General features: G+C 52.7%; 20 protein-coding genes. 7 read left to right on the plus strand and 13 right to left on the minus strand.

Going from position 1 to position 26,602, the window contains the following annotated elements; translation table 11 throughout:
- The first annotated feature begins 156 nt into the window (after positions 1-156).
- Entirely contained in the window at positions 157-1,896 is a 1,740-nt protein-coding gene (locus ATI45_RS07315; RefSeq protein ID WP_098418910.1) for a GGDEF domain-containing protein, read from the plus strand.
- Here the strand turns inward: ATI45_RS07315 and ATI45_RS07320 are convergent.
- The 11 genes from ATI45_RS07320 to ATI45_RS07370 all read right to left on the minus strand — a co-directional run bounded on the left by ATI45_RS07320 (position 1,882) and on the right by ATI45_RS07370 (position 14,832).
- A complete protein-coding gene (locus ATI45_RS07320) occupies positions 1,882-2,409 on the minus strand; it encodes a methylated-DNA--[protein]-cysteine S-methyltransferase (RefSeq protein ID WP_098418911.1) in 528 nt (175 codons plus the stop codon). The two genes, ATI45_RS07315 and ATI45_RS07320, sit on opposite strands and share 15 nt — an antisense overlap.
- Before the next feature lie 65 nt (positions 2,410-2,474).
- Positions 2,475-4,145: an NADP-dependent glyceraldehyde-3-phosphate dehydrogenase gene (locus ATI45_RS07325; RefSeq protein WP_098418912.1), complete on the minus strand. Its 1,671-nt coding sequence runs from the start codon at positions 4,143-4,145 to the stop codon at positions 2,475-2,477.
- A gap of 31 nt (positions 4,146-4,176) precedes the next feature.
- Positions 4,177-4,989: a triose-phosphate isomerase gene (gene tpiA, locus ATI45_RS07330; protein ID WP_098418913.1), complete on the minus strand. Its 813-nt coding sequence runs from the start codon at positions 4,987-4,989 to the stop codon at positions 4,177-4,179.
- Positions 4,990-5,026: 37 nt separating this feature from the next.
- Positions 5,027-6,328: a phosphopyruvate hydratase gene (gene eno / locus ATI45_RS07335; protein WP_098418914.1), complete on the minus strand. Its 1,302-nt coding sequence runs from the start codon at positions 6,326-6,328 to the stop codon at positions 5,027-5,029.
- A 161-nt stretch (positions 6,329-6,489) separates the two neighbouring features.
- On the minus strand, positions 6,490-8,496 hold the full coding sequence (locus ATI45_RS07340) for a methyl-accepting chemotaxis protein (protein WP_098418915.1): 2,007 nt from the start codon (positions 8,494-8,496) through the stop codon (positions 6,490-6,492).
- Positions 8,497-8,699: 203 nt separating this feature from the next.
- On the minus strand, positions 8,700-10,448 hold the full coding sequence (locus tag ATI45_RS07345) for an extracellular solute-binding protein (protein WP_098418916.1): 1,749 nt from the start codon (positions 10,446-10,448) through the stop codon (positions 8,700-8,702).
- Between the two features lie 219 nt (positions 10,449-10,667).
- The gene (locus tag ATI45_RS07350) at positions 10,668-10,943 is read right to left on the minus strand and encodes a DUF2160 domain-containing protein (RefSeq protein WP_098418917.1); all 276 of its coding nucleotides are present in this window, start codon (positions 10,941-10,943) and stop codon (positions 10,668-10,670) included.
- Positions 10,944-10,954: 11 nt separating this feature from the next.
- Positions 10,955-11,761 carry a carbohydrate ABC transporter permease gene (locus tag ATI45_RS07355; protein ID WP_007352626.1) on the minus strand — a complete coding sequence of 269 codons (807 nt, stop codon included), beginning with the start codon at positions 11,759-11,761 and terminating at the stop codon, positions 10,955-10,957.
- A 10-nt stretch (positions 11,762-11,771) separates the two neighbouring features.
- Positions 11,772-12,638 carry a carbohydrate ABC transporter permease gene (locus ATI45_RS07360; protein WP_098418918.1) on the minus strand — a complete coding sequence of 289 codons (867 nt, stop codon included), beginning with the start codon at positions 12,636-12,638 and terminating at the stop codon, positions 11,772-11,774.
- A complete protein-coding gene (locus ATI45_RS07365) occupies positions 12,638-13,738 on the minus strand; it encodes an ABC transporter ATP-binding protein (protein WP_098418919.1) in 1,101 nt (366 codons plus the stop codon). The genes ATI45_RS07360 and ATI45_RS07365 overlap by 1 nt, the downstream gene beginning before the upstream one ends.
- Positions 13,738-14,832, minus strand: coding sequence for an ABC transporter ATP-binding protein (locus ATI45_RS07370; protein WP_098418920.1), 1,095 nt, complete (start codon positions 14,830-14,832; stop codon positions 13,738-13,740). Before ATI45_RS07370 ends, ATI45_RS07365 begins: the two co-directional genes overlap by 1 nt.
- A gap of 329 nt (positions 14,833-15,161) precedes the next feature.
- Here ATI45_RS07370 and ATI45_RS07375 point away from each other — a divergent pair, with 329 nt between their 5' ends.
- Positions 15,162-17,069, plus strand: coding sequence for a sigma-54-dependent Fis family transcriptional regulator (locus ATI45_RS07375; RefSeq protein ID WP_098418921.1), 1,908 nt, complete (start codon positions 15,162-15,164; stop codon positions 17,067-17,069).
- A gap of 34 nt (positions 17,070-17,103) precedes the next feature.
- Here the strand turns inward: ATI45_RS07375 and glpK are convergent, their stop codons facing one another.
- On the minus strand, positions 17,104-18,576 hold the full coding sequence (glpK, locus tag ATI45_RS07380) for a glycerol kinase GlpK (protein ID WP_098418922.1): 1,473 nt from the start codon (positions 18,574-18,576) through the stop codon (positions 17,104-17,106).
- A 202-nt stretch (positions 18,577-18,778) separates the two neighbouring features.
- On the opposite strand from glpK, the gene ATI45_RS07385 reads away from it, so the two are divergent.
- A complete protein-coding gene (locus ATI45_RS07385; protein WP_098418923.1) occupies positions 18,779-19,537 on the plus strand; it encodes a DeoR/GlpR family transcriptional regulator in 759 nt (252 codons plus the stop codon).
- A gap of 178 nt (positions 19,538-19,715) precedes the next feature.
- A complete protein-coding gene (gene glpD / locus ATI45_RS07390; RefSeq protein WP_098418924.1) occupies positions 19,716-21,212 on the plus strand; it encodes a glycerol-3-phosphate dehydrogenase in 1,497 nt (498 codons plus the stop codon).
- A gap of 215 nt (positions 21,213-21,427) precedes the next feature.
- On the opposite strand, the gene ATI45_RS07395 is transcribed toward glpD, so the two are convergent.
- Positions 21,428-22,618, minus strand: coding sequence for a porin (locus tag ATI45_RS07395; protein WP_098418925.1), 1,191 nt, complete (start codon positions 22,616-22,618; stop codon positions 21,428-21,430).
- 558 nt (positions 22,619-23,176) lie between these two features.
- Between ATI45_RS07395 and gap the strand changes: the two genes are divergently transcribed.
- From gap to ATI45_RS22640, 3 genes are all read left to right on the plus strand, one after another.
- Complete coding sequence (gap, locus tag ATI45_RS07400; protein WP_098418926.1) at positions 23,177-24,181, plus strand: type I glyceraldehyde-3-phosphate dehydrogenase; 1,005 nt, start codon at positions 23,177-23,179, stop codon at positions 24,179-24,181.
- Positions 24,182-24,249: 68 nt separating this feature from the next.
- A complete protein-coding gene (gene pyk, locus ATI45_RS07405; RefSeq protein WP_098418927.1) occupies positions 24,250-25,698 on the plus strand; it encodes a pyruvate kinase in 1,449 nt (482 codons plus the stop codon).
- A 458-nt stretch (positions 25,699-26,156) separates the two neighbouring features.
- Positions 26,157-26,513 carry a DUF2141 domain-containing protein gene (locus ATI45_RS22640; protein ID WP_228706233.1) on the plus strand — a complete coding sequence of 119 codons (357 nt, stop codon included), beginning with the start codon at positions 26,157-26,159 and terminating at the stop codon, positions 26,511-26,513.
- Positions 26,514-26,602 lie beyond the last annotated feature (89 nt).

A 26,602-nucleotide genomic window follows, 5' to 3' on the forward strand; every position in this document is an offset into this window, starting at 1 on the left:
TTTTGTTAAGACACCGATGTAAAACCAAACACTCCATACACAACACAAATAGCGACAGGTGCTATTGGTAGATCAACCCGTATTGAGGCATAATCAATCAAATTCTTCTGTAAATTCATGCCTTCAGCATGGCACCGCAAACAGGATTCTATTCGTATGGCACCGCAACTTCTTGTCTCCCGACTGATGCACAGCGGCGCCCTTCTACATTGCGATCCTGATACCACTATAGCCACTGCCGCCGCGATGATGGCGGAGCGAAGTGTCAGTTCCATTTTGGTTATTCGCAATGAAGACGTGTTGGGCATCTGGACAGAGCGCGATGCCCTGGGCATTGATTTTACATCATCTTCTATCTTTTCCCAGCCGGTCAGTTCGGTAATGAGCTCACCGGTTATCTCCGTGCCCACCTATATGCCCATGCAGGAAGCCGCGGTTAAATTCCGTGAAACCGGTAAACGTCACTTTCTGGTGGTCGACGCCGATGGCAAGGCGGCCGGTATTCTCTCGCAAACCGACATGGCGATAAACCAGGGTATTGAACCCTATCTGCGTTTGCGTGACGTGCGCTCCGCCACCGCCACAATGCCACTGTCGATAGACGGTGATAAGACCCTGGCGGAAGCAGCGGCCAGCATGTACAAAAACTGCGCTCATGCGGCGATTATTGATTGCGAAAAACTGGGATTGGGGATTCTTACCGAGCGCGACATAGTCCGTCTTATCAGCCGCAATACCGGTAACAAAGTAGTCGGTCCTCTAGCCAGCCGCCCCTTGATAACCGTGCACGAGGACGAGCCGCTTATTCACGCCCGTGATCGCCTTATGAACCTGCGCATCCGTAACTTAGCGGTGATCAATGACGATAACCAGGTGATCGGTCTGGTGGGCTACGGTCAGATGCTTGCCGGTGTGGACCAGCTGCATATTCAGGATTTGCGCGCCGCTCTGGAGCAGCGGGACTCGGCCTTGGCCCAGTCACGACAAACCCTGCAACTGGCGGAGCGGGTGATTGCCTCTTCATTGGAAGGCATCATGATTACCGATGCCAAATCGCGCATAGAATTCACTAACCCCATGTTTACCCAACTGACCGGTTACAGCGCGGACGATGTAATCGGTAAAACGCCGGCGCTGCTTTCATCTGGTCGCCATGACCAAGCCTTTTACGACCAGATGTGGCAAGCCCTGGCGCGTGAAGGCGTATGGCGCGGCGAAATCTGGAACCGGCGCAAAACCGGCGAGCTGTATCTGGAATTGCTGACCATTACTGCGGTAACCGATGATGATGACATCATAACTCACTACGCTGCCCTGTTTACCGACATCACCCAGAACCGCCACAACGAGGAGCGCATTCGCCAGCTGGCCTATTACGATGCGCTCACCGGCATTCCCAACCGTCGGTTGATGGAAGATCGCCTGGAACAAGCCATCCGCCAGACCCACCGCAACCGACTGGGGCTAGCCGTGCTGTTCATTGACCTGGATCATTTCAAACAGATTAACGACACTCTGGGGCATCACGTAGGCGATTCTTTGCTACTTCAGTTCACTGAAAGAGCACAGACCTGCCTTCGCGAGGGCGACACATTAGCTCGCCTTGGCGGCGATGAGTTTGTGGTGATACTGCCAGAATTGAACGGTCCCGAAGCGGCAAAAATGATTGCGCAGCGCTTGCTGGACAAGCACCGCGAGGACTATCAAATTGATGGCCATACCCTGAGTGCCGGCGCCAGCGTAGGCATAAGCCTGTATTCGAACGAAGTCGACACCGCCCGGCAGCTGTTGGAACGGGCCGATGCGGCCATGTATACGGCCAAACGCGCCGGCCGTAACGCCATTTGCTTATTTACAGACGCCGAAAGCCAAAAAACGAAACTAGCGGGCAGATAGCGTCTGCTCATGGGCCAGCAGCGCTTTCTTGATAGCAACACCGCCATTATAGCCACCCAGGTCGCCATTGCTGCGCAATACCCGATGGCATGGCACCAGCACGGCCACCGGATTGGCTCCACAGGCGCTGGCGGCGGCGCGCACGGCCTTTGGCCGCCCTGCCCGCCGCGCCAGCTCGGCGTAGCTGATAACCTCACCACTGGGAATGCTTCGTAGCGCTTGCCAGACTTGCTGCTGAAACTCGGTGCCGCGCAAATCCAGAGCCAGAGGTTCGGCATTGCGGCCATCTGTGAGCTGGGCTTTCACGTTACCCAGCCAGCTCGGGCAAGCACTGTCTGCCTGGCATAATTGAGCACTGGGGAAGCGGCTGCGCAATTTTTCCATAAGCGGTGGCAGTGTCTGCCCTGTCAGCAGAGCACACACACCTGTGTCGCTATAGGCCACAAGCACCTGGCCGAGATAGCATTGCGCGGATTGCCAGGTGATGTGCTCGGTGACTTGAGATGATGACATAGCGACCTCCTCTTTTTACGCCGGCGTAGAACCGCAGTATGGCGCAAAATTCGGCCGCCGCGTAATCAGAACAGATAGTCCGTAGTTAGAGTTCGGGAATGACGCTCACGCACAATGCTGGTGACCAGGTCGCGGTTGGATTCACTGGATTTGGCAGCAATCGTGGTGCGAATTGAAAACACCCGCAGCGCATCCGATACCGACAGTGTTCCTTCCGCCGAATTTTTGCGACCGTTGAACGGCAGCGTATCGGGCCCGCGCTGGCACTGGCTGTTCAAATTGATACGCCCCACCTGGTTAGCCAGAACATCGATCAACCCACCAATGGCAGCAGGGTCACTGCCAAATATGCTCAGTTGCTGGCCAAATTCGGATTCCCGAACGTGGCGAATCACCTCGGACTCATCACTGAACGCCACCACCGGAATGACCGGTCCAAATTGTTCTTCCTGGTAAGCGCGCATCTTGGTGGTCACCGGGTACAGAACTGCAGGGTGGAAATAAGTGCCGTTTGCCTGGCCGCCCCCGGTGTTCATAACGCGCGCGCCCAGAGCCTCGGCGTCACTGACCAACGCTTTCAGATAGTCGATCTTACCGGGTTCGGGCAGCGGCGTTAACGACACATTGGGCTGCCACGGCATGCCTGCAACCAGATTGTCTACTGCTTTGGACACACGCGCTACAAACTCGTCTGCCAGCGACTCATGTACCAGCAACAGTTTTAAGGCGGTGCAACGCTGACCGTTAAACGACAGGGCCCCGGCCACACACTCACTCACGGCCAGATCCAGGTCGGCGTCTGCCAACACAATGGCCGGGTTGTTGGCATCCAGGCCCAGTACCGCTTTCAGGCGATGAGGTTTGGGGTGCATCTGTTTCAGTGCAGAAGCACCGCTGTGGGTACCAATAAACGCGAACATATCCACCTTACCGCTTTTCATCAAAGGCCCGATGGTATCGCGGCCGCGGCCAAAAATAATATTGATCACACCGGCGGGGAACGCTTTCTGGAACGCCTCCAACAGCGGGCCAATCAGCAGCACGCCGTATTTTGCGGGTTTAAAAACCACGGTGTTACCCATAATCAGAGCCGGAATAAGCGTGGTGAAGGTTTCATTCAACGGGTAATTGTAAGGGCCCATGCACAGAGCCACACCCACGGGTAACCTGCGAGTTTGGGCGACCACACCGCCGACGGTTTCAAAACGCGACGAGCGTCGGTCTAGTACTTTCAACTCGTGAATGGTGTCTTGAATGTAGCCTGCAGTTCGGTCGAATTCTTTGCAGGCGTCGGCGTAGGTTTTACCAATCTCCCACATCAACAGTTCCACCACCGCTTCACGGTGTCTGCGCATTTCCACCAGAAACTGTTCAACGTGTTCAATCCGCTGGGCAACCGACAGGCTCGGCCAAGTTCCACGGCCCTGTCCGTATGCTTCAACCGCTGAGTCCAGAGCTTCAAGCGCGGCATGCCCATCCATCAGCGGCGTTCTGCCAATCACCAGTGGCTGGGGTTCTTCTGTGCCCGTGGCACGCAAACAGATCGGGCTGCGCACCTCTGCAAAAGGGCCTGGCCAAGGTTTCAGCTGGCCATTAACCAAGGTTTCGGTGATGGACACTCCGCCCTTCTGGCGAAATTTCTCCGGAACACCCTCGATGTCTGGAAAAAAATCATTAGCGCTCCAGTTTGCGGGTTCAACGCTTGTATCAGATCCAGATTTTGTTTTTTTTTGCATGACAGCCTCCAACAATCTTCATTATTTTACGTTAATGAGATTCACTCTCGCCTGCCGCCTCAGGATACGTGGCCCCGAGGGCCTCGGCGATGGCGGCGAAGTCATCAGCATGCAATGACGCGCCGCCAATCAACCCACCGTCGACATCGTCCAGGCTAAAAATCGCAACCGCGTTCGCCGGTTTGACGCTACCACCGTAAAGAATTCTCAATGCCTGACTGATCACCTTGGCCTTGGGCTCGCCACAGCCAGCAATGAACTGACGAATACCAAAATGCGTCTCTGCCACTTGCTCGGGCGTGGCGGTCTTGCCAGTGCCAATAGCCCAGACCGGCTCGTAGGCCAATACGCCCTCGGCAAGGCCAGCCAGCCCGACTTTGTTAATTACCGCCTGAATCTGTGCCTGTACAACCTCGGCAGTGCGGCCTGACTCACGATCCTGCAGTGACTCACCCACACACAACACCGGCGTCATTCCCAGGCCACGAACCGCAGCGAAGCGCTCCGCAACGTCGGCGTCGGCGTCGGTTTCACCGTACAGGCTGCGCCTTTCCGAATGCCCCACCAGCACGTAAACGCAACCCATCTCCTTGAGCATGGTGGCACTGGATTCGCCGGTATGGGCGCCGGATACAAACCCGGACGCATTCTGAGCGCCCAGAGTAATGCCGGTATAACCCAGCAAATCGCGTACCTGAAACAGGTAAGGCAGAGGCGGACAAACCGCTATATCAACCACCTTGCGCAGCGGTCTAAGCCGCGGTAACAATCGGGTAATCAGAGCCTGGTTAGACTGCAGACTGCCGTTCATTTTCCAGTTTCCAATCAAAATCGGCTTTCTCATGGGCACTCTCATGGGCACTCTCCCAACAAGGATACAATCAGTTATCAAGGGCGCAGCGAATGGCGCCAATACCAGGATAAAAAGCGTGAGCACCCAGTTCCTGTTCTATCCACAACAAACGGTTGTATTTGGCAACGCGGTCAGAGCGGCACAGCGAACCGGTTTTGATCTGTCCGGCGCGGGTGGCAACGGCCAAGTCAGCAATGAAGGTATCTTCGGTTTCTCCACTGCGGTGTGAAATCACCGCGGTATAACCCGCGCCCTGCGCCATGGCAATGGCCTCAAGAGTTTCGGTCAGCGTGCCAATCTGATTGAACTTGATCAGCACGGAATTGGCAATGCCTTTTTGGATACCTTCGGAAATCAGCTCGGTGTTGGTGACAAACAAATCATCACCCACCAGCTGAACCCGCTCACCGACTTTGTCGGTCAGCAACTTCCAGCCTGCCCAGTCGTTTTCATCCATGCCATCTTCAATGGACGCAATGGGATAGGCCTTAGCGAGAGACACCAAATAGTCCGCAAACTCTTCCGAGTTGTACTTTTTCCCGGCGCCCTTTAGGTCATAGCAACCATCGGAGTAAAACTCGGAGGCAGCGCAATCCAACGCCAGAACAATGTCGGAACCTGGGCGATAACCGGCTTTTTCAATCGCCGCAAGAATCAGGTCAAGAGCCTCTTCGCTAGACTGCAAATCAGGCGCAAACCCGCCTTCATCTCCCACAGCGGTCGACAGGCCTTTTTCTTTAAGCAGTGCTTTCAACGCGTGAAAAGTCTCGACTCCCATACGCAATGCTTCACTGTAACTGGGAGCTCCCACCGGCTGGATCATGAACTCCTGAATATCGACGTTGTTATCCGCATGGGCACCACCATTGATGATGTTCATCATCGGCACCGGCAGCACGCTGGGCGACGCACAACCGTATAACTCCGCAAGATATCGGAAAAGCGGCAGTTTGCAGGCCTTGGCCGCGGCATCCGCGACACCCAGTGACACCGCAAGAATCGCGTTGGCGCCAAATTCGGCCTTGTTCGGCGTACCGTCCAATTCGCACATCAAGCGATCGATTTGGGACTGTTCAAACACCACGTGTCCTACAAGAGCCGGCGCGATGCGTGTGTTAACGGCGTTGACCGCTTGCAACACGCCTTTGCCGTTGTAACGCGGGCTGTCAAGGTCACGTTTTTCCAAGGCCTCGCGGGAGCCGGTAGACGCCCCCGACGGCACACGTCCGCAACCGACCACGCCGTTATCCAGCAAAACATCAACTTCCACTGTGGGAAAACCGCGGGAATCCAAAATTTCACGAGCCGTAATGTGAGTTATCTTTTCCATAGTAGCCTTCCTTTCAATTGTTTTTGTTTATGAATGCATCATTTTTTTCGAACACAAATGTTGATGATAATGTTTGAAAACGAACATAATCAAGTAAAAAAAAGCCAGAGGGAAACCGAATTTTCGATAAAGAAACGAAAAATCAATCACCTCCGGACAAATTAATTAACGCGGAATCGCCCCGCCAGCGCTTCGATATTGCCCACAGAGGCCTCAAGGCGCTCGCAGGTTGCAACGAGTTCGTCAATTTCCTCCAGGCTGGCGTTAGCGGAACTGCTGATTTCGTTTACCTGGCGAGCAACCGACTTACTTACGCTTTCCTGTTCATCCATCCCCAGACGGGTTTGATCAGCTCCCTGGTAAATTCGCGCCATGGCACTGCGAATCTTTTCGGCACCTTCGGAAACACTGGTCATCAGCGTTCTGACCGCCGCCAGTTGCGAAAAATTATTGTTCATTGAACGGACGGATTCCGACGCTTCACCCTGAAGTCGCTCTACCAACGTGCGGATGGTCTCGGTGCTTTCCGTGGTTTTCCGGGCCAGGCCCCGAACCTCGTCGGCGACGACCGCAAAGCCCCGCCCGGCTTCTCCGGCCCGAGCGGATTCAATCGCGGCATTCAATGCCAATAGATTCGTCTGATTGGCGATACCATCGATTACTTCGGTAATCCGGCCGATGTCCTGCGACGCTTTTTCAAGTTCATGGAGCTTGGCCGCCGTGTGCCCGGATTGGGTTTCGAGCTCTGCCACACAAAGGCTTCCACGTTCTGCATCGGACAGGTTCTCGGCAACCTGCTGGTTTATCTCACCCACCAGATCGTGAGTTCCCCGTACTGAACCCGCTACCTCGCGAGCAGACGCCTCCATCTGGGTCATCGCCGCCGCTATGGCACCAAGTTCTTCAGACTGTCCGCGCACCCGTTCGTTGAAGTCCCGGGCAAACCGGGCATTGCCGGTTGCAATAACGGCAATGTCGCCACCCGCCTGCTGCAAGCTTCCCAGAACAGTCGCCATGGCGTCTGACAACTGGTTCACAGACGCTTTGAGGTCAATAAACTCACCCTTGGCGTTGAACTCCAGCCGGCGCGAATAATCACCCGTTGCCATGCTGGCCAAGTGCGAAAGTGTGGCCCTAAGGGGCAGACTGATCATTCTGGCAAGCCACACCGAGGTGCCCAAAGCGAACAAAACAACCAGCGATAACAACCAGTAAACCAGCTGTTCCGACCGCCTGGCAGACTCGTCAAGCGCCGCGACCGTTTGGGTAATCCGGTCTGAAACCGCCACTCTCATCCCGTCGAGATTATCCGCAAGATCACCCAAGTGCCGATCCACTTCCCGCCCGGCCTCAGCCAGTTTCAGGCGATTTTGACGGTAGCCCAGATACTGGTTAATGATGCCGTCGTCCTGATTCACCGCCGCCATAAAACTGCTTATCAATACTGGAAGCCCTTCCAGTCGCGGAATTTCCGACACTAACGCCTCAATATCCGGTTCAATGATCTGGGTATTCATCTGTAAATTCTCGATGACACTCGCGAGTTTATCCGCATCATCGGTACTGACCATTTGCATAATAAGTAGCTCAATACTCGCCAGGTTTTCCATAATCGTGGTAAACAGGTCCCGAATATAAATATCGTCACCGGCGGGTTCCGTGCCCTCTCGCACTAAGAGCCGTTTCATGTCTGCGTTATTAACCAGAAACGCTGACAAACCTTCATTAACTATTTCGGAAACTTCCAACACCGAACGATTGTATTCGCCCAGTTGATCAACGGATAATTTCAGCGCGATAACATTCTGTGCAACACGTTGGTTTCGAGTTTGCACCACAGGAAATTTCTCTATGTTGTCTAAAGAAGAAATGCCACTCGCCAAGATGTTTAATGTCTTAATGGTTGTTTCAAGCACAGACAGCCTGACAGCCAGTATGTCGGGGTCTTCTGCCGCCATTATCGAAAGCGCCTGCTTTCCGGCTTCAGCCCGGTGAGTGTCAACTTGTTGGATTTGAGCAGCGAGGGGAAAGTAGTCTGATGTCAGCTCATGGGTGGTGTCCGAAAAAGACGACATAATTCGACTGTTAAACACACCCCAACTAACAATGATCAAACAGAGAATTGCAAAACCAGCGTAAAGCCGGTGAATAACCGAGATTTTATTCATATTTTTGTACTCTCACCACTAGCCCAAAATGAACTGAGCAACAGAGCAGAAAAGGCCGACAGGAAAACGCGTGGGCCAGAAGAGGTTGTTTAAATTAATGTCATTGGGGGGGGAATAGCAAATCGACCACACTTACCATGATACCGGTAAAATGCCTGCCGCAATCTAAATGTTCGACTGCGGCAGGCATCGGTCTTCAGGAATTAGCTCTTACGAGCGTCTTCCCAAGATTTAAGCAGTTCATTGTAAGGTACGGTTACGCCTTGTACTTTCTCGTTGGCCAGCTTGGGCTTCGGTGCGCCCGGCTGATCCAGCCAGTACTGCGGGTCACGCGGCTCGTTGAGCTTAGGACCACAGGTTGCCAGTACGTTGGCACGCTCCAAGCGCTCCAATACGCGATCTTGAGCATCGGCCAGGCCATCCAAAGCTTCCTGAGGAGTCGCTTCACCACTGGCTGCTTGGGAAACGTACTGCCACCACAATTGGGCCAGCTTCGGATAATCAGGAACGTTGGTGCCAGTCGGCGTCCACTGAACCCGTGCCGGGCTGCGATAGAACTCGACCAAACCACCAAGCCTAGGCGCCATTTCCAACATCACGTCAGAGTCAAGGTCAGAATCGCGAATCGGCGTCAGGCCAGCGACGGTTTTTTCCAGAGACACAGTCTTCGAAACCGTGAACTGGGCGTACAACCAAGCCGCCAGGCGGCGCTTCTCAGGAGTGGACTTCATGAACGTCCAGGCACCTACGTCCTGATAGCCCAACTTCATGCCCTCTTCCCAGTAGGGACCGCGGGGCGAAGGCGCCATACGCCATTTCGGAGAACCGTCTTCATTTACAACCGGCAGTCCTTCTTCAATCATGCTGGCGGTGAAGGCCGTGTACCAGAAAATCTGCTGGGCGATTTCGCCTTGGGCAGGCACCGGACCCGATTCAGAGAAGGTCATACCCGTTGCTTCGGGCGGCGCGTACTTTTGCATCCATTCGACGTACTTGGTGGTCGCGTAAACCGCTGCCGGGGCGTTTGTTGCGCCACCGCGGGACATGTTAGACCCGACCGGGCGACACTCGTCAACCCGAATGCCCCACTCGTCAACCGGCAAGCCGTTAGGCAGGCCTTTGTCGCCGCCACCGGCCATTGAGAACCAAGCATCGGTGAAGCGCCAGCCAAGAGACGGGTCTTTCTTGCCGTAGTCCATGTGGCCGTATACTTTCTTGCCATCAATTTCTTTAACGTGAACCGAAAAGAACTCCGCGATGTCTTCGTACGCAGACCAATTCACCGGAACACCAAGATCATATCCGTAGAGATCCGCAAACTGCTTTTTCAGGTCTTCACGCTCAAACCAGTCAGCCCGGAACCAATACAGGTTGGCGAACTGCTGAGTCGGAAGCTGATAAAGCACGCCATCGGGCCCAGTGGTAAAGTCCAGGCCTATAAAGTCTTCAAGATCCAGAGTCGGCAGAGTAAGGTCTTTACCCGCGCCATTCATGATGGCGTCAATGGACTCCACCTTTCCGTAACGGAAATGCGTACCAATGAGGTCTGAATCGTTTACATACGCGTCATAGATGTTACGGCCAGACTGCATCTGGGTCTGTAGCTTCTCGATGACGTCGCCTTCCTGGATCAGGCTATGGTTCAGTTTGATACCGGTAATTTCGAAGAATGCTTTAGCCAGAACGTTGGATTCATACTCGTGAGTGGCCAGGGTTTCTGAAACTACGTTGATTTCCATTCCGCGGAACTCTTCCGCAGCCTGGGTAAACCAAGCCATTTCCTTCATCTGCTCTTCTTTGCTGAGAGTCGACTTCTTGAATGACTCATTTACCCACTTTTCAGCTGCGTCCGAATATTGATCGGCGTAGGCTTGCAGGCTCAAACTCATACTGGCAGCGGCGATAGCGACACTGAGTATAAAAGTTTTAGGATGTTTGTTATTTTTGAACATACCCAACCTCATTTACTTTTTATGGATGGAGCGGGACCAGACTACGCTCCGTTTTATATCAACATCACTTACAGCACTCGAGTCATTAAACGTTATATTCGAGAACCGCTTAATGATCGCTTTCGATCATTAACTCGAATTTAGTTCGTTTCCGAATTCTTTACAACCTTTTTGGCCAACAATTTTCACTATTTCACATCAGGTCATGCTCTCGTCTCATTAGCCCCAGCGTAACAACACTGCCGCCCAGGCCACAGACACCGCCAGCGCCACCCACAAGCTGACATCGCTGACCGCAAGAAAGGTAAGGTGAATGTAAGCGGCCGACAGCAAGCCAATAAAAAAACGATCGCCGCGAGTGGTTTCGATAGGCAAAAATCCTTTGCGCTCACGACAGGGCGAAACAATTTCGTAAACGGTCATAACGGCGAGCATCGAAGCGATCACCGCAAAAAAGATTACCACCGTGGGGGTCCAGTTCATCCAGTCAATCATCAGTGTTCTCCTTATACGCGTCCGAGAGCGAAGCCTTTGGCCACATGGTTACGAACAAACCAAATCACCAATATGCCGGGAATAATCGTCAGGGCACCCGCTGCCGACAGCACACCCCAATCAATACCGCTGGCCCCTATGGTCCGCGTCATGATGGCGCCAATAGGCTGAGCGTCCACAGATGTCAGAGTGCGGGCAAGCAAGAGTTCTACCCACGAAAACATAAAGGTAAAGAATGCGGTTACGCCTATGCCAGAACGAATCATCGGCAGGAACACTTTGATAAAGAACCTTGGAAAGCTGTAACCGTCAATAAAGGCCATCTCGTCGTATTCACGTGGGACACCTTTCATAAAGCCTTCCAGAATCCACACCGCCAGAGGTACGGTGAACAAACAGTGCGCCAGTGCAACGGCAATGTGTGTATCAAACAGACCAATCGACGAGTACAGCTGGAAGAATGGCAACAGAAATACCGCAGGCGGCGCCATCCGGTTACTCAGCAGCCAGAAAAACAGATGCTTGTCGCCCAGGAACTTGTAGCGGCTGAATGCGTAAGCCGCCGGCAGCGCCACCAACAACGTGATGACCACATTCATGGCCACATACGTCATCGAGTTCAGATAACCGTTGTACCAACTAGGATCACTAAAAATGACCGCATAATTGTCAAGGGTGAACGTTCTTGGAAACAGTGTAAGGCCGCCCAGAATTTCCTGGTTTGTTTTGAACGACATGTTCAACAACCAGTAAACCGGAGTTAGTACAAACGCTATAAAAAGGGTGATCCCTACGTTTTTGAAACGACTTTGTTTCATCTCACTCTCCTTATTTTTCTTTGTCATCTTGAGTGATGGCGGTAAAAAACAGCCACGAAATCAACAGCACAATCAGGAAGTAGATCAGCGAGAAAGCAGATGCGCGCCCCAGGTCGAACTGTCCGATGGCCATAGTGGTCAATGTTTGGCTCAAGAAAGTGGTCGAGCTACCTGGCCCGCCGCCGGTCAATACAAACGGCTCGGTGTAAATCATAAAGCTGTCCATAAAGCGCAACAGCACCGCAATGATCAACACGCTTTTCAACCGTGGCAGCTGAATGTAACGGAACACTGCCCATTTAGAGGCGCGGTCAATTTCAGCTGCTTGATAAAAGGCTTCCGGGATGGCGCGCAGGCCCGAGTAGCAAAGCAGCGCTACCAGCGGAGTCCAGTGCCACACATCCATCAACAGAACCGTTAACCAGGCATCAACTGTGTTGCCGGTGTAGTTGTAGTCAAAGCCGAGCTCGTTAAGACCCCAACCAAACAGGCCAATGTCGCCACGGGCGAAAACCTGCCAGATGGTGCCTACCACGTTCCAGGGAATCAGCAGCGGAATAGCGATCAGAATCAAACACACAGAACCTTTAATGCCAGACTTCGGCATCATCAGCGCAACGCCGATACCCAAAGGGATCTGAATCAGCAGCACAGCGCCGGAAAACATGAACTGGCGAATCAGGGAATCCTGCAAACGCTCGTCACCCAGAACCTCTCTGAACCACTCGGTACCGACGAAAAATGCCTGTCCGGGGCCAAAAATATCCTGCACTGAATAGTTCACAACGGTCATCAGCGGAATCAACGCTGAAAAAGCGACCAGCGAAAATACCGGCAGCACCAGCCACCAGGCGCGATTATTCTGGATTTTTTGCATTATTGTTGCTCCTGCACCAGGAATTCATCGACATACAGCTTCAGCCACTGTTGCGGGAACGAAAGGTACGTGCGGCTGCCAATGGCACCCTCAAACTCTTCGTTCATCCGCACTTTCATCTCCTGCTGATCCAGCCGCACGGTGATCACTTTGTAAGTACCGAGGTCTTCCATATCCAGGATCTCGGCCTCGTAGGTGTCGTCCGAAGCAGTCGGAGACAACTCGATAAATTCCGGACGGATCCCGATTTTGATGTTTTTGGATGTGAGGCGTTTCAACAGCTCGACCTGCCACGGCGCCAGGTCCACCTGAGTAGACCTGAAACGAACGCCTGCGGCGCTGCGCTCTACTTCAACCAAGTTCATGCCCGGGCTGCCAATAAAATAACCAACAAAAGTATGGTTGGGCTGCTCGAACAACTCGGTGGGCGTACCGAACTGAACAATCTGGCCGCCGTACATCACCGCAATCTTGTCGGCAAATGTAGACGCTTCCAGCTGATCGTGGGTCACGTACACCATGGTGATATCAAACTGCTCGTGAATCTGCTTTAGTTTACGCCGCAGCTTCCACTTCAACTGGGGGTCAATCACCGTAAGCGGCTCATCAAACAGAATGGCCGACACGTCTTCCCGCACCAGGCCGCGCCCCATGGACACTTTCTGCTTTTCATCGGCGGTCAGATTTTTAGCTTTCTTGTACAGCTTGTCTTCAATTTCCAGCACTTCGGCAATTTCTTGCACCCGCGCCTTGATGCGTGACTTCGGTATTTTGTTGTTCTTTAACGGAAATGCCAGGTTATCAAACACAGTCATAGAGTCGTAAACAACCGGAAACTGGAACACTTGGGCGATGTTACGATCCCGCGGCGACAGCTCGTTGACCCGCTTACCGTCAAACAGCACTTCACCTTCAGAGGGCTGAACCAGGCCGGAAATGATATTCAGCATGGTGCTTTTGCCGCAACCAGATGGCCCTAGCAGAGCGTAGGCGCCGCCTTCGTGCCAAACGTGGTCGAGATGGCGAATCGCATAGTCTTCTGGCCCGCCAGGCGTATCGCTGTAGCTGTGAGCCAGTGATTTCAATTGAATTTCAGCCATTAGACAGCTCCTCCTGATATCCGCGATGGTGTGTGCACCAACTTTTCGGCGCTATCGAAAACGAACAGCTTGTTGATTGGCAGGTAAACCTTAACCGGGGCACCGGTGTGGTATTGGTGAACACCCATCAGCTGCATCACCATTTCAAAATGGCTGTTTTCGATGTGTATAAACGTTTCCGAACCGCTGATTTCGCTCAGCGCTACTTCCATTGATATTTCAAGATCGTCGTCGTTAGCCGGCACCAGAGCAATGTGGCTCGGGCGAACCCCGAACCAGTAATCGCCTGGCGTCAGTTTGGACAATTCCTGAGTCAAAGCATGGTGGGAGTATTCGTCAAACGTTACTTCGGTGTCTGTCACGCGTCCGCGGATCATATTCATAGGCGGTTCACTGAACAGCTGCGCGGCCAGGGTATTTACCGGTGACCGATACACATCCATAACCGGACCGTTCTGAATCACACTGCCTTCATGCAACAGCGTGGTTGTGCCGCCCAACGCCAAGGCTTCGTTGGCTTCCGTGGTGGCGTATACCGCAATACACTGGCGTTCACGGAACAGGTCGCGCAATTCGGCCCGCAGTTCTTCCCGCAGCTTGTAATCAAGGTTGACCAAGGGTTCATCGAACAGCACCAATGTGGCATCTTTTACCAACGCCCGCGCCATCGCCGTACGCTGTTGCTGGCCACCGGAAAGTTCAAGGGGATAGCGCTTCAGAAGGGGGCTAATCTGCAGCATGGCCGCGGTTTCTTTCACCCGGCGGTCAATCTCAGACTCAGCCATTTTCGCCAGGCGCAAAGGCGAGGCGATGTTTTCATACACCGTTATGCCTGGGTAGTTGATGAACTGCTGATAAATCATCGAGACATTCCGGGCTTGCACGCTCTGGCCGGTTACATCCCGGCCGTTGAAGATCAATCGACCTTCGGTTGGTGTATCGAGTCCGGCCATCAAACGCATCATCGAGGTTTTACCCGAGAGCGTTCGGCCTAGCAGCACATTAAAAGAGCCAGCCTGAAAGGTGAGATTGGCATCCCGGATAAAGTCGACACCGTCGACCCTATGGGAGAGGTTCTCCAGAGTTAAGGACATATCTATTCCTTGTTGTTCTTGTGGAAACACGTCTGGGCAAATGATCGCGCCCGATCTTTCGGTTGCGAAATAGGCAACGCAAAGGCTGTACCAGCTTTTAGCAATTCTACGTAAAAATACTTATATAATTGATTCATATGGAATTTTTTTATCACCATACTTTCTAAACCGAAACAAAACATGTTCGCTTAACACTACTTTGTTCAAATTGAACATTGACCTCAACAACATTTATACAGATGATTGAACAGTATTCAGTGCAACAATGAACAATCCGCCTCGCACATCGGCACCAAATAACTCCAAAACGAACACAGAGATGCGGCTTAATGAAAAATACCGAATATGAAAATGAACGCAGTTTGGTCGAACAATCCTGGGATCGCTGCATCGCCTGGGGCCTTGATCACGACTTCGAACCCACACCACCGGCACCCGGCGCGGCACAGGTAGAAGAGCTGGAACGCCAATACCACGAACTACTCGCCAGTACCGAAGCCGAAGTGTTGCCCTACTATAGAAATGTACTCTCCAGCAGTCGCTGCCTGATTCTGCTGGCAAACCGGCACGCAACAGTGCTCAAAAGCTGGGGTGACGAGCGTATTACCGGGGCACAATTAAAACCCTGGTTCCAGCAAGGCTCAAACTGGCAGGAAGAGCGCTGTGGTACAAACGCCATAGGCACTGCGATTGCCGCCAACAAAGCGGTGCAGATTCAGCGCAACGAACACTTTTTAAAACTCAATCGCAGCATGATTGGCTCTGCCGCGCCTATTTTTGACGCACACAAGCAGTTGGTTGGCGTACTCAGCGTATTCAGTGACGCCTACCTGCCCCAGGCTCACACTCTGGGCGTGGTTCGGTTGCTGGCGCAGTCGGTAGACAATCGCCTGCTAAAGCGGCAATTTGAGCGGGACCACTTCCTGCTGACACTCAGTACCACCGCAGACAACTTCGACAGCCCCTGGTCCGGTATACTGATTTGCGATGACTTGGGGCGTGTCGTGGCCAGCAATCAGCGTGCTGATCAACTGTTAAGTAAGACGACCGTTGGGGTTCGGCTGGACGACCTGTTCACGACCCATCGCAATCACATTCTTGGGCACCCACCGCAATCTGCGTTGCAGCTCAGCACTAAAAATCGAGTACGTTTGAGTGCGAAGGTCCAGCGACCCACTGTTGTCCAGGTAAAGTCGCCCGCCGAGGATGATCTAGTAGTAGCACGACAAACCAAGGCGACACAGACGAACAGCGCCGACTTTTCAACCCTCGAATACGGCGACGCAACCGTTCGCCGCTGCGCCGAACAAAGCCTTAAAGTGTTGGAGCGCGGCGTGCCAGTGCTGATTACCGGAGAAACCGGGGTTGGCAAAGAAGTGCTGGTTAAAGCCCTGCATCAGGCCACACAGCGCAGAGAGCAGGCGTTGGTTGCCGTTAATTGCGCGGCTATCCCGCCGGAGCTGGTGGAATCGGAACTGTTCGGCTACGAAGCCGGCGCCTTTACCGGAGCACGGGCGCAAGGTTCGTTGGGGTTCATTCGTAAAGCTCACAAAGGCATTTTGTTTCTGGATGAAATTGGCGAAATGCCATTATCGGCACAATCCAGGTTATTGCGGGTACTTCAGGAACGAGTGGTAACACCGGTTGGCGCCACCGACAGTATTGCGGTAGATATTCTGCTGATAACAGCCACCAACCGAGCACCGGCCTTGCACGTTGAGTCGGGCCAATTACGTGCAGACCTTTACTATCGCATCAACGGATTGTGTGTCGAACTGCCAGCACTTCGTGATCGCACTGATAAACAAAAGCTGGTGCAACATATTTACAGCCAATACCGCGACCCAGTGCAAAGCGAGGCACTGTCGCCCCGGATTCTGGCAGCACTGACCAATCACCCGTGGCCCGGAAATATCCGCCAACTGGTCAATGTGGTCAGGGTCGCTGTTGCCATTGCCGACGGCGAAGATCTCCAGATATGGCATCTGCCCGCCGATTTTTTGGCACAGCTTGACTCTACCGCTACCGGAAACCTGTCAGACGCAGTGACCTCCGCCACCGGCGAAAGCGGCTCGGAGGCCACGTTTGGCGAACTGAAAAAAGCCGCGCCAGAACCCTTTGGTCACACATTGCAGGTCTATCAAAAATGCATGGGCAACATCTCCAGCGCAGCGCGGGAGCTGTCAATCAGCCGCAACACACTCTACAAGCGTCTGCGGGAGCTGGGGGTGCGCTAGCGCGCGCAACCCAGGTTTGTAATACCCGCTTCAATTAAAGCTTGTGCACCGCCTGAATCCAACCTGCGTACAAGCGATCGCGATCTGCTTTCGACATCAACGGCTCAAAGCGGCGGTCACAGCGCCATAAATCGGCTAGCTCTTCCAGCGAACCGTATACGCCGGCTTTTAAACCCGCCAGATAGGCGACGCCCAGAGCAGTGGTTTCCACCATCGAAGGCCGATCGACAGTGGCGCCCAGAATATCGGCCAAGAACTGCAGAACCCAGTTGTTTTTAACCATGCCGCCATCAACCCGCAAGGTGATGGGACGAATACCGTCTTTCTCCATGGCTTTTTGCAGGTCTTTGGTCTGATAACACACCGATTGCAATCCGGCGGTCACAATTTCCTTGATGCCGGTATCACGAGTCAGGCCAAAAATGGCGCCGCGGGCGTCAGGGTCCCAGTAAGGGGCGCCAAGCCCGGTAAACGCCGGCACTAAATAAACTCCGTGATCTACCGGCGTACCTTCCGCCAGCGGTTCGGCCTCGCAGGCGTCGTTAATCAGTTGCAAACCATCGCGCAGCCACTGAATCGTTGCCCCGGCAATAAAGATACTGCCCTCTATGGCATAGGTCGGTTTACCATTTAGACGGTAGGCAACCGTTGTCAGCAAGCGATGCTCGGATTGCAGCGCTTTATCGCCGGTATTAAGTATGAGGAAACAACCGGTGCCGTAGGTACTCTTCGCCATCCCGACTTCGAAACAGGTCTGGCCGAATAATGCCGCCTGCTGGTCGCCGGCAACGCCCATAACAGACACGCCATTCAAAGCGCCGCCTTCTGTGATCTTGCCAAAATCGTCTGACGAATCCATCACCTCGGGCAGCAAGGATGCAGGAATGTCGAATAATTCCAGTAGCTCTTCGTCCCACTGCTGAGTATGAATATTAAACAGCAAAGTGCGACTGGCGTTGGTGGCGTCGGTGCGGTGTACCTGCCCCCCGGTGAGCTTCCACAACAGAAAACTGTCAACGGTTCCAAAAGCCAATTCCCCACGTTCTGCCCGCTCCCGCGTACCGGGCACATTTTCCAGTATCCAGCGGATTTTTGTGGCAGAAAAATACGGGTCGATTAACAGTCCGGTTTTGCTATGCACTGCGGGTTCGTGGCTGGACGACTTCATGGTTTTGCAGTAAGCGGCGGTTCGCCGATCCTGCCAGACAATCGCGTTATAAACCGGCTCGCCGGTTTTCCGATCCCATATAATGGTGGTCTCACGCTGATTGGTAATACCCACCGCGACCACTTCGTCATCTGCACCAAATTCTTCTGCCATCACCTCATCGCAGGTACTTTTCACCGTTGACCAGATGTCTGCCGGCTTATGCTCTACCCAACCACTGTCGGGAAAATGCTGGGGGAACTCCTGCTGCCGTACCGCATGAATATTGCCGTTCAAATCAAAAAGAATGGCGCGGGAACTGGTGGTTCCCTGATCTATGGAAAGTATGTATTGACTCATTTTTTGTAGACCTCGTTTTCTTATTTGTTCGTATTTTTACTTTTTTGAACATAAATGCCAAGAAGTTTCGCCTTTATCCGCAGGCCGTAAACATCCATAAGCTTCGAAGAGCTGCATAAACCATCGAAAACGACTAAACTTTCGTAGTATTTTTAATCAAACACACATTCAGATAGTAAAGAACCCAGACGGAGGATGTTGAATGGCACAGCGGCGCCGACAGGATTTGATTATGGAACTGATCCAGCACAACGGGTTTGTAACCACCGAACAGCTGGTAGACCAGTTCAAAGTAACGCCGCAAACCATTCGCCGGGACTTGAACGAGCTGGCCAAACATAAAAAACTAAGGCGCCATCACGGCGGTGCCGGCATAGACTCAAGCACGGTCAACACCGATTATCAGGCCCGAAAAATTATGGACCTAGAGGCCAAAGAGCGTATCGCCGAAGCCATGGTCAAGCTGATTCCCGACAATTCCTCGATGTTCATCAACATTGGCACCACCACCGAAACCATTGCTAAAGCCTTGCTTGAAAAGAACAACTTGCAGATTGTAACCAACAATCTGCATGTCGCCTCTATTCTATCCGCCAAAGAGGACTTCCACGTTATTATCGCCGGTGGCGAAGTACGCAGTCGCGATGGAGGCATTGTAGGCGAAGCCACCCGAGATTTTATCAATCAGTTCAAAATGGATTTTGGCATTATCGGCATCAGCGGCATTCACAATGACGGATCGCTGCTGGATTTTGATTACCGCGAAGTTCGAGTCGCCCAAGCAATTATTGCCAATTCCGGTCAAATTTTACTGGCTGCGGACCACTCCAAGTTTGGCCGCAATGCCATGGTTCGGTTAGGCAACATCACCCAGGCCGATCACGTGTTCACTGACCAGACACCACCCCCGGAAATCTCCCGGCTGCTCACCGAGCACGATGTCACCCTTCATTTAGTCTGATTTTGGTCGACTAATTCGCTTTAGGATACATATCTTCTTTTATTTTCGCTTTTTTTCTATTTTTTCCTTTACGAATATATCTCGCTTTCGCATAATACGCTTTGTAGCGCGTATGAACACTGAAAAGTGCGCATAACAAGAAAGCGTCTTTTCCAATGGCATCAGGAGATGACCGACAATGACTGTAGATCACCAACGTTATGACGTCGTCGTAGTTGGCGGCGGCGTAAATGGTACAGGCATCGCAATGGACGCCGCCGGCCGAGGCTTGAAAGTACTGCTTTGCGAAATGAATGATTTAGCTTCGGCAACGTCATCCAGCAGCAGCAAGCTTATTCACGGCGGACTGCGTTATCTGGAACACTATGAATTTCGCCTGGTGCAAAAAGCACTGGCCGAGCGCGAGTCTCTTTTGCGCAATTCTCCTCACATCATGTGGCCCATGCGCTTCCGCTTGCCACACCGGTCGCACTTACGCCCCGCGTGGATGATTCGCGCAGGTTTGTTTCTTTATGACCATTTGGCCAAGCGGGAAATTTTGCCCGGCTCCAAGTCAATCCGTTTTGACGAGTCCGGTCCGTTAAAACCGGATATTACCCGCGGCTTTGAATATTCTGATGGCTGGGTAGACGACGCACGGCTGGTGATACTGACCGCTAAAAAAGCCCAGCAGTCCGGCGCCACCATTTTGACTCGCACCAAGTGCGTAAACGCTGAACGCGGTCGCGACGAATGGCAAATTACCCTTCGTGACACCGACACAAACGCAGATCAGATAATTTCTGCCAAGTGCATCGTGAACGCCTCTGGCCCCTGGGTAAGCTCGTTGTTTGGCGAGAGCCTGTCGATGCCGGCACCGAAGATGATCCGCATGGTAAAAGGCAGCCACATTGTTGTACCCCGCCTGAACCAGGAAGAAGAAGCCTATATTCTTCAAAACGAAGACGACCGCATTGTGTTCGTGATTCCTTACGAAGATAACTTCTCGCTGATTGGCACCACCGACGTTGAATACGAAGGCGACCCGAAGAAGGCCAAAATCTCACCGGAAGAAACCACCTATTTGCTAAAAATTGTGAACGAGCACTTCAAGCGACAGCTGAAACCTTCTGACGTGGTCTGGTCTTATTCGGGCGTGCGCCCGCTGATGGACGGCGAAGAAGAGAACGCACAGAAAGCCTCCCGCGACTACACCTTTGAAGTCAGCGAAGAGAAAAACAAAGCGCCGTTGATTTCGGTGTTTGGTGGCAAAATCACCACCTATCGCAAACTGGCGGAAGCGGCCACCGATAAAATTTGCCACTTCTTCAAAAACAACCGGGGCCATTGGACAAAGACTGCCGTACTTCCGGGTGGCGACTTTGATAACCAGATTAATCTGGCCGCTGCGCTCAATGAGACCTATCCCTGGTTGCCAGAAAACCTGGTCAGCCGCTACGTGCGCACCTACGGCACAACCTCACGGGATATTCTGAGCAACTGCGCTAGCGTAGACGATCTTGGCAAGCACTTCGTGGGCACGCTCTATGAGAAAGAAGTAGAGCACCTGATCAACAACGAATGGGCCATGACCTCCGAAGACATCCTATGGCGCCGTACCAAGCAGGGGCTCTACGCCTCAGACAGCGAAGTTGAAGCATTGGACAGCTACTTGGCAGACAAGGCAGCAGCGTAAAGCTACAAGCCCTTTCCCTTCTCCCTTCTCCACCACAGTGCCTGATACGTTCTCAGGCACTTTTCTCCGGCCGGATTGTTCCGCCCGGAGCTTTTTTTTGCCTGAGATTCAGACAAAATACAGGCAAAAAAAAAGACTGAGAACCCCACTCAGTCTTTTTTCATTTCATTGAAGGGTTCTGATGCCAGAACCCTTCCTTCTTCAAACCATCAGCATTAGAACGTCAGCTGTGAGCCGAAGATGATGGCGTTGTATTCGCCTTCACCGTTTCCTGTGCCCAGAGTCGTGTACTCAGCCAACAAAGTGAAGTTGTCCGTAGCTGCGTAGCGAGCGAACAACATGGTCAGATCCGTGTCGTTACCGTTGCCGGCTACGATGTCATCTTCACCTTCACCGTAGCTTACGCCCAGCGTGGTCTTGTTGATCTTATACGTTGTCTCAACGTACCACTGGCTCGCATCTTCTTCGTCAGGATCGAAGCGATTGGCAAATACCGCGTTACCTGTGCCTGAGGTCATCGAGTAGTTAGCACGAACCGCCAAATCACCCAAAGCCACGGAACCACCGAAGTCGATACCGGACATAGTGTAGTCTTTACCACCGGCTCTAAAGTCTATGTCTTGAGTAAAACCGCTAGACCATAACGAGAAGTTGTCTGCAGTGTAAACCACATTGGCCTCAATACGCGGCATGGTGTATTCAGCACTTGCTTCGTCGCGGGCTGCCTGCTCAGCTGGTGTCAGATTATTTGCGTCAAGAGCTTCCGGAACCTCCTTATCACCTAACTTCGACGGGCTGAATAAGCCCACTTTAAATTGCAGGCCACCAAAATCATTCGATGTGTAGATCACTCGCGGCGTAAAGTTCGCATAGAAATAGCCGTTACCGATGCGCCCTGAAGTGGCTGTATCTGTATCCGGGCCACCGATCAAACCGACACCCAAACCGCTGCCGTTATCACCGATAGCTGGTGTTCCGAAAATACCAAAACCCTTACCGATGTTAACGGTACCAAAGTTACCAGCTACAGCAATTTCAGACACCCGGCTACGGAAATCGTCGTCCGCATCACCCGGCGCTAGGTTAGCATTCATCTGGAAGTGGCCAGACACCTGAAGACCGTTCATCTCCGGAGCGTAAATGTTGGTTTGCAGTGTTGCCGGATTAAAACCTGTGGTGATAGTAAATGAATCTTCGTCAGTCGGTTCGTCATAATTGCCAAAAACAGCAAAAACCGGCAAGTGGCCATTAACACCCACTTTCCAACCGTTATCAGATTCAAATGAAACCTCCGCCATTGCCGGTGAGGCCATCCCTGCCACCATAAGTGACAGCGCAGCCGCCAAAGGCGCCTTGCGTAGTGGACGACGGCTGGGAGTATCCGCAAATGCGTTTTTATCGATCATGTCAGCTTCCTGTTGTTATTAGTGCCAGATCTCAAGCTGCTGTACCGTTGCAGCGCCGGCGGCGCTCCCTTGGGTGCAAGCACAACAGCCCGATTCGTGAACGAATATTGTGCTTTCGTTTTTAATCAGAATATTCGGAACACAACAAATCTAACCCTCGAATGACAAAATGGAAAGTTTTGATCGAAGTTATTTTCGCTTTGCGTGACTTTAGATGCGCTAACTGCCCATGAAATCACATTAAAATATTGTTCTATAAGTACTTATCGAAAACTAAAAAAATTGAAATAAATTCGTTAGCGAACTTACTAATAACGCGTTTTAAATAGTTTTGTGCGAAAACAAACATAGCCGCAGCGCATCCAACCAAACAGTTCACGGTCATGGCCGTGATGAGATGCTGCCAGGTTCATTTTGATTATTTCGGCTATGAACGTAGTTTTACGTTCGATTTCTAACATTTTACGGGTTTCAGTGTTCATTTTTTTGCGTTTTGTTGATACATTTACTACATCAGGTATATTTCCGAATAAAAACCATCCGTTCAGGAGTAAGAATATGACCATCCGAATCGCAATTAACGGGTTTGGCCGCATTGGCCGCAACACGCTTCGCGCTCTTTACGAGAACAATTATCGCGAGCAGATGCAGGTGGTCGCTATTAATGACCTGGGCGATGCCGAAACCAACGCTCACCTGCTCAAGTATGACAGTGTTCACGGGCGTTTTGCTGCCGACGTAAGCCACGATGCCGACTCCCTCAGCGTAAACGGCGACCGCATTGCCATCAGCGCAATCCGCAACCCCGCCGACCTGCCGTGGAAAGAACTGGGCGTAGACGTAGTACTGGAATGCACGGGGCTGTTCACCACGAGGAAAAAAGCCGCAAAGCATTTACAAGCTGGCGCCCGCAAGGTGATTATTTCTGCACCCAGCCCAGACGCCGACGCTATGGTGGTTTTCGGTGTAAACGACCAGATTCTGAACGCCGACCATCACATTATTTCCAACGCCTCCTGCACCACTAACTGCCTGGCACCCATCGCCGAAGCTTTGAACAGCGCGGTCGGAATTGAAAGCGGATTGATGACCACCATTCACTCCTACACCAACGACCAGAATCTGAGCGACGTGTACCATTCAGACCTGTACCGCGCGCGCTCGGCCACCCAGTCGATGATCCCCACCAAAACCGGTGCGGCCGCCGCGATTGGTAAAATCATTCCGGCACTGAACGGCAAGCTGGACGGCCTGGCGATTCGTGTGCCGACCATTAATGTATCGCTGGTCGACTTTGGTTTTATCGCGAACCGCGACACCTCCGTAGAGGAAGTCAACGCAGCGGTAAAATCCGCGGCTGACAAAAACAGCGTACTGGGGTATAACCAGGAAAAACTGGTCAGCGTTGATTTTAACCACGACGCGCGTTCGAGTATTTTTGATGCCAACCACACGCGCGTGATCGGGCGTCATGTAAAAGTCATGGCTTGGTATGATAATGAGTGGGGTTTCTCGAACCGAATGCTGGATAATGCTGCTGCACTGATCAAAGCCAGCCAGTGAAGCCACAAGCCGACAACCAGCCTGATCGCGGAAGCGAAACACCTTCACATACTAATAGGACACCCACTATGCTCCGGCGTACAAAAATTGTTGCCACCCTTGGTCCCGCTACCGACAGCCCCGAATCTTTGGGCGCTATTATTGCTGCAGGTGTCGACGTTACCCGCCTGAACTTTTCCCACGGCACGGCGGAAGATCATGAAAAGCGCGCGCGCCTGGTGCGCGACACCGCCAAGGCCCAGGGCCGTTTTGTCGCTATCATGGCCGACCTGCAAGGGCCAAAATTGCGCATTGCCCGCTTTCGCGACAATAAAGTCACCCTGACCGCCGGCCAAACCTTTGTGCTGGATGCCACCATGGACAAAGACGCTGGCACCTCCGATTGCGTCGGCATCGATTACGAACAGCTGATTCGCGATGTAAAACCCGGTGACATTCTGGTGTTGGACGACGGCCGCATCGAAATGCAAATAGACGCGGTAGACGATCACAGCATCACTTCCACGGTTCTGATCGGTGGGCCCCTATCTAACAACAAGGGTCTGAACAAGCGCGGTGGCGGCCTGTCAGCTGAGGCCCTGACCGAGAAAGACAAGCAAGACATCGTTACCGCCGCCAAACTGGGCGCGGATTATGTTGCTGTTTCTTTCGTTCGCAACGCCGAAGACATGCACACGGCCCGTCGTTTGCTGAAAGAAGCCGGCTCTGAAGCGGGGCTGGTGGCAAAAATTGAACGCGCCGAGCTGGCCCACGATGACGCCGCACTGGATGCGGTCATCGAAGCGTCTGACGTGGTCATGGTTGCCCGCGGCGATCTGGCAGTGGAAATCGGCGATGCCGAACTGGTCGGTGTGCAAAAGCACATTATTCAGCGCGCGCGGATTCTTAACCGCGCGGTGATTACCGCCACCCAGATGATGGAGTCGATGATCACCAACCCCATGCCCACCCGCGCCGAAGTGTCGGATGTGGCTAACGCGGTGATGGATTACACAGACGCCGTGATGTTGTCGGCAGAAACCGCTGTTGGAGATTATCCGGTGGAAGCGGTATCCGCCATGGTACGAATTTGTATTGGTGCGGAGAAACACCCTTCCATGCACCAGTCCAAACACCGGATGCACGAATCCATGGGTCGGGTAGATGAAGCCATTGCTCTTTCTACTATGTACGCGGCCAATCACCTGAACGGTATAGCCGCGATCATCTGCCTGACCGAAACCGGTGCAACCCCGCGACTGATGTCTCGCATCAAGTCCAGCCTGCCGATTTACGCGTTTTCACGCCATCACACCACCCAGCACCGGGTAGTAATGTACCGTGGCGTGCAAACCGTGCCCTTTGATGCCGCCAACTTTGCGGCGGAAGACACCAATAACCAGGCGGTTGAGGAACTGGTGAAGCAAAGCGTGGTGAAAGACGGCGATCTGGTTATCATCACCAAAGGCAACTTTACCAATGCCCAAGGCGGCACCAACTCCATGCAAATTCTGCGGGTAGGTGAACACCTGCATTAAAAATGCGGGTTATTCAGAATTAAAAAACGCCAGCTTGCTGGCGTTTTTTAGCGTTTCAAAGTCTTGCCGCGTGAACTTTAAGCGTGAGCTGAGCCTAGTCCGAATTTCTCGGCAATGGGGACACGAGGTTATCCACACACGCCCGATATCCTAAACACCTAATAGCTTCATGAAATACTGTTTCCCAGCGATTGACGCCTACTTATAGAAGAACTATCGTTTGGAATTGAGTAATTTCCCGATTACATTAAATAATGTCTAAAACGTCAAAAATCGGACCTAAGAGGAAACTCATGAGTGAGTCAACTAATTGCAAGTCCGTGTTGGCCTCCACTGTCAGACACCCCGCAGTGACGCTGCCACCCCTGAGGGCTCGGTTTGTAGCATTGTTGACAGTGCTAGTATTGGCGACTTTTCCCGCGATCACCTTTGCGCAATCATCGTGCCCTGGCATTCACGTGAAGATTCTGGACATCAGGAACAGCACTGGAGCAGTAGCTTGCGCGCTTTTCAAAACGTCAGAGGGCTTTCCTACTGAGTTTCTGCAGTCAGCGACCAATATCATAATGACGAAGGTGCAGGATACGGAGGCGCGTTGCGATTTTGTAGACATACCGCCGGGGACTTATTCCCTTGCCGTCATTCATGATGAAAATATGGACGGCAAGCTTGGCACCAACGGCATAGGAATCCCCACGGAAGGCTACGGGTTTTCAAACGGTGCAAGCGCCTTCATGGGTGCGCCTTCGTTCGAAGCAGCCCGCTTTCCGTACGAAGGGGGAAACTTAGATCTGACCATCAGCTTGAATTACTGAGTTACACCTATCGTGTTCCGTGAAATGTGGGGTCTGACCCATTCTCACGTGATGCCCGATCCGACGCTCGCCTCATCAGAGCCCGCGAT

This window comes from Marinobacter sp. LV10MA510-1 (assembly GCF_002563885.1).
In the GTDB taxonomy this organism is placed as follows: domain Bacteria; phylum Pseudomonadota; class Gammaproteobacteria; order Pseudomonadales; family Oleiphilaceae; genus Marinobacter.

What these genes read in the sequence shown, in the direction of transcription:
- ATI45_RS07315 (WP_098418910.1), top strand. Translation starts at nt 157, where the DNA reads ATGGCACCGCAACTTCTTGTCTCCCGACTGATGCACAGCGGCGCCCTT.
- ATI45_RS07320 (WP_098418911.1), bottom strand. Translation starts at nt 2,409, where the DNA reads ATGTCATCATCTCAAGTCACCGAGCACATCACCTGGCAATCCGCGCAA.
- ATI45_RS07325 (WP_098418912.1), bottom strand. Translation starts at nt 4,145, where the DNA reads ATGCAAAAAAAAACAAAATCTGGATCTGATACAAGCGTTGAACCCGCA.
- tpiA (WP_098418913.1), bottom strand. Translation starts at nt 4,989, where the DNA reads ATGAGAAAGCCGATTTTGATTGGAAACTGGAAAATGAACGGCAGTCTG.
- eno (WP_098418914.1), bottom strand. Translation starts at nt 6,328, where the DNA reads ATGGAAAAGATAACTCACATTACGGCTCGTGAAATTTTGGATTCCCGC.
- ATI45_RS07340 (WP_098418915.1), bottom strand. Translation starts at nt 8,496, where the DNA reads ATGAATAAAATCTCGGTTATTCACCGGCTTTACGCTGGTTTTGCAATT.
- ATI45_RS07345 (WP_098418916.1), bottom strand. Translation starts at nt 10,448, where the DNA reads ATGTTCAAAAATAACAAACATCCTAAAACTTTTATACTCAGTGTCGCT.
- ATI45_RS07350 (WP_098418917.1), bottom strand. Translation starts at nt 10,943, where the DNA reads ATGATTGACTGGATGAACTGGACCCCCACGGTGGTAATCTTTTTTGCG.
- ATI45_RS07355 (WP_007352626.1), bottom strand. Translation starts at nt 11,761, where the DNA reads ATGAAACAAAGTCGTTTCAAAAACGTAGGGATCACCCTTTTTATAGCG.
- ATI45_RS07360 (WP_098418918.1), bottom strand. Translation starts at nt 12,638, where the DNA reads ATGCAAAAAATCCAGAATAATCGCGCCTGGTGGCTGGTGCTGCCGGTA.
- ATI45_RS07365 (WP_098418919.1), bottom strand. Translation starts at nt 13,738, where the DNA reads ATGGCTGAAATTCAATTGAAATCACTGGCTCACAGCTACAGCGATACG.
- ATI45_RS07370 (WP_098418920.1), bottom strand. Translation starts at nt 14,832, where the DNA reads ATGTCCTTAACTCTGGAGAACCTCTCCCATAGGGTCGACGGTGTCGAC.
- ATI45_RS07375 (WP_098418921.1), top strand. Translation starts at nt 15,162, where the DNA reads ATGAAAAATACCGAATATGAAAATGAACGCAGTTTGGTCGAACAATCC.
- glpK (WP_098418922.1), bottom strand. Translation starts at nt 18,576, where the DNA reads ATGAGTCAATACATACTTTCCATAGATCAGGGAACCACCAGTTCCCGC.
- ATI45_RS07385 (WP_098418923.1), top strand. Translation starts at nt 18,779, where the DNA reads ATGGCACAGCGGCGCCGACAGGATTTGATTATGGAACTGATCCAGCAC.
- glpD (WP_098418924.1), top strand. Translation starts at nt 19,716, where the DNA reads ATGACTGTAGATCACCAACGTTATGACGTCGTCGTAGTTGGCGGCGGC.
- ATI45_RS07395 (WP_098418925.1), bottom strand. Translation starts at nt 22,618, where the DNA reads ATGATCGATAAAAACGCATTTGCGGATACTCCCAGCCGTCGTCCACTA.
- gap (WP_098418926.1), top strand. Translation starts at nt 23,177, where the DNA reads ATGACCATCCGAATCGCAATTAACGGGTTTGGCCGCATTGGCCGCAAC.
- pyk (WP_098418927.1), top strand. Translation starts at nt 24,250, where the DNA reads ATGCTCCGGCGTACAAAAATTGTTGCCACCCTTGGTCCCGCTACCGAC.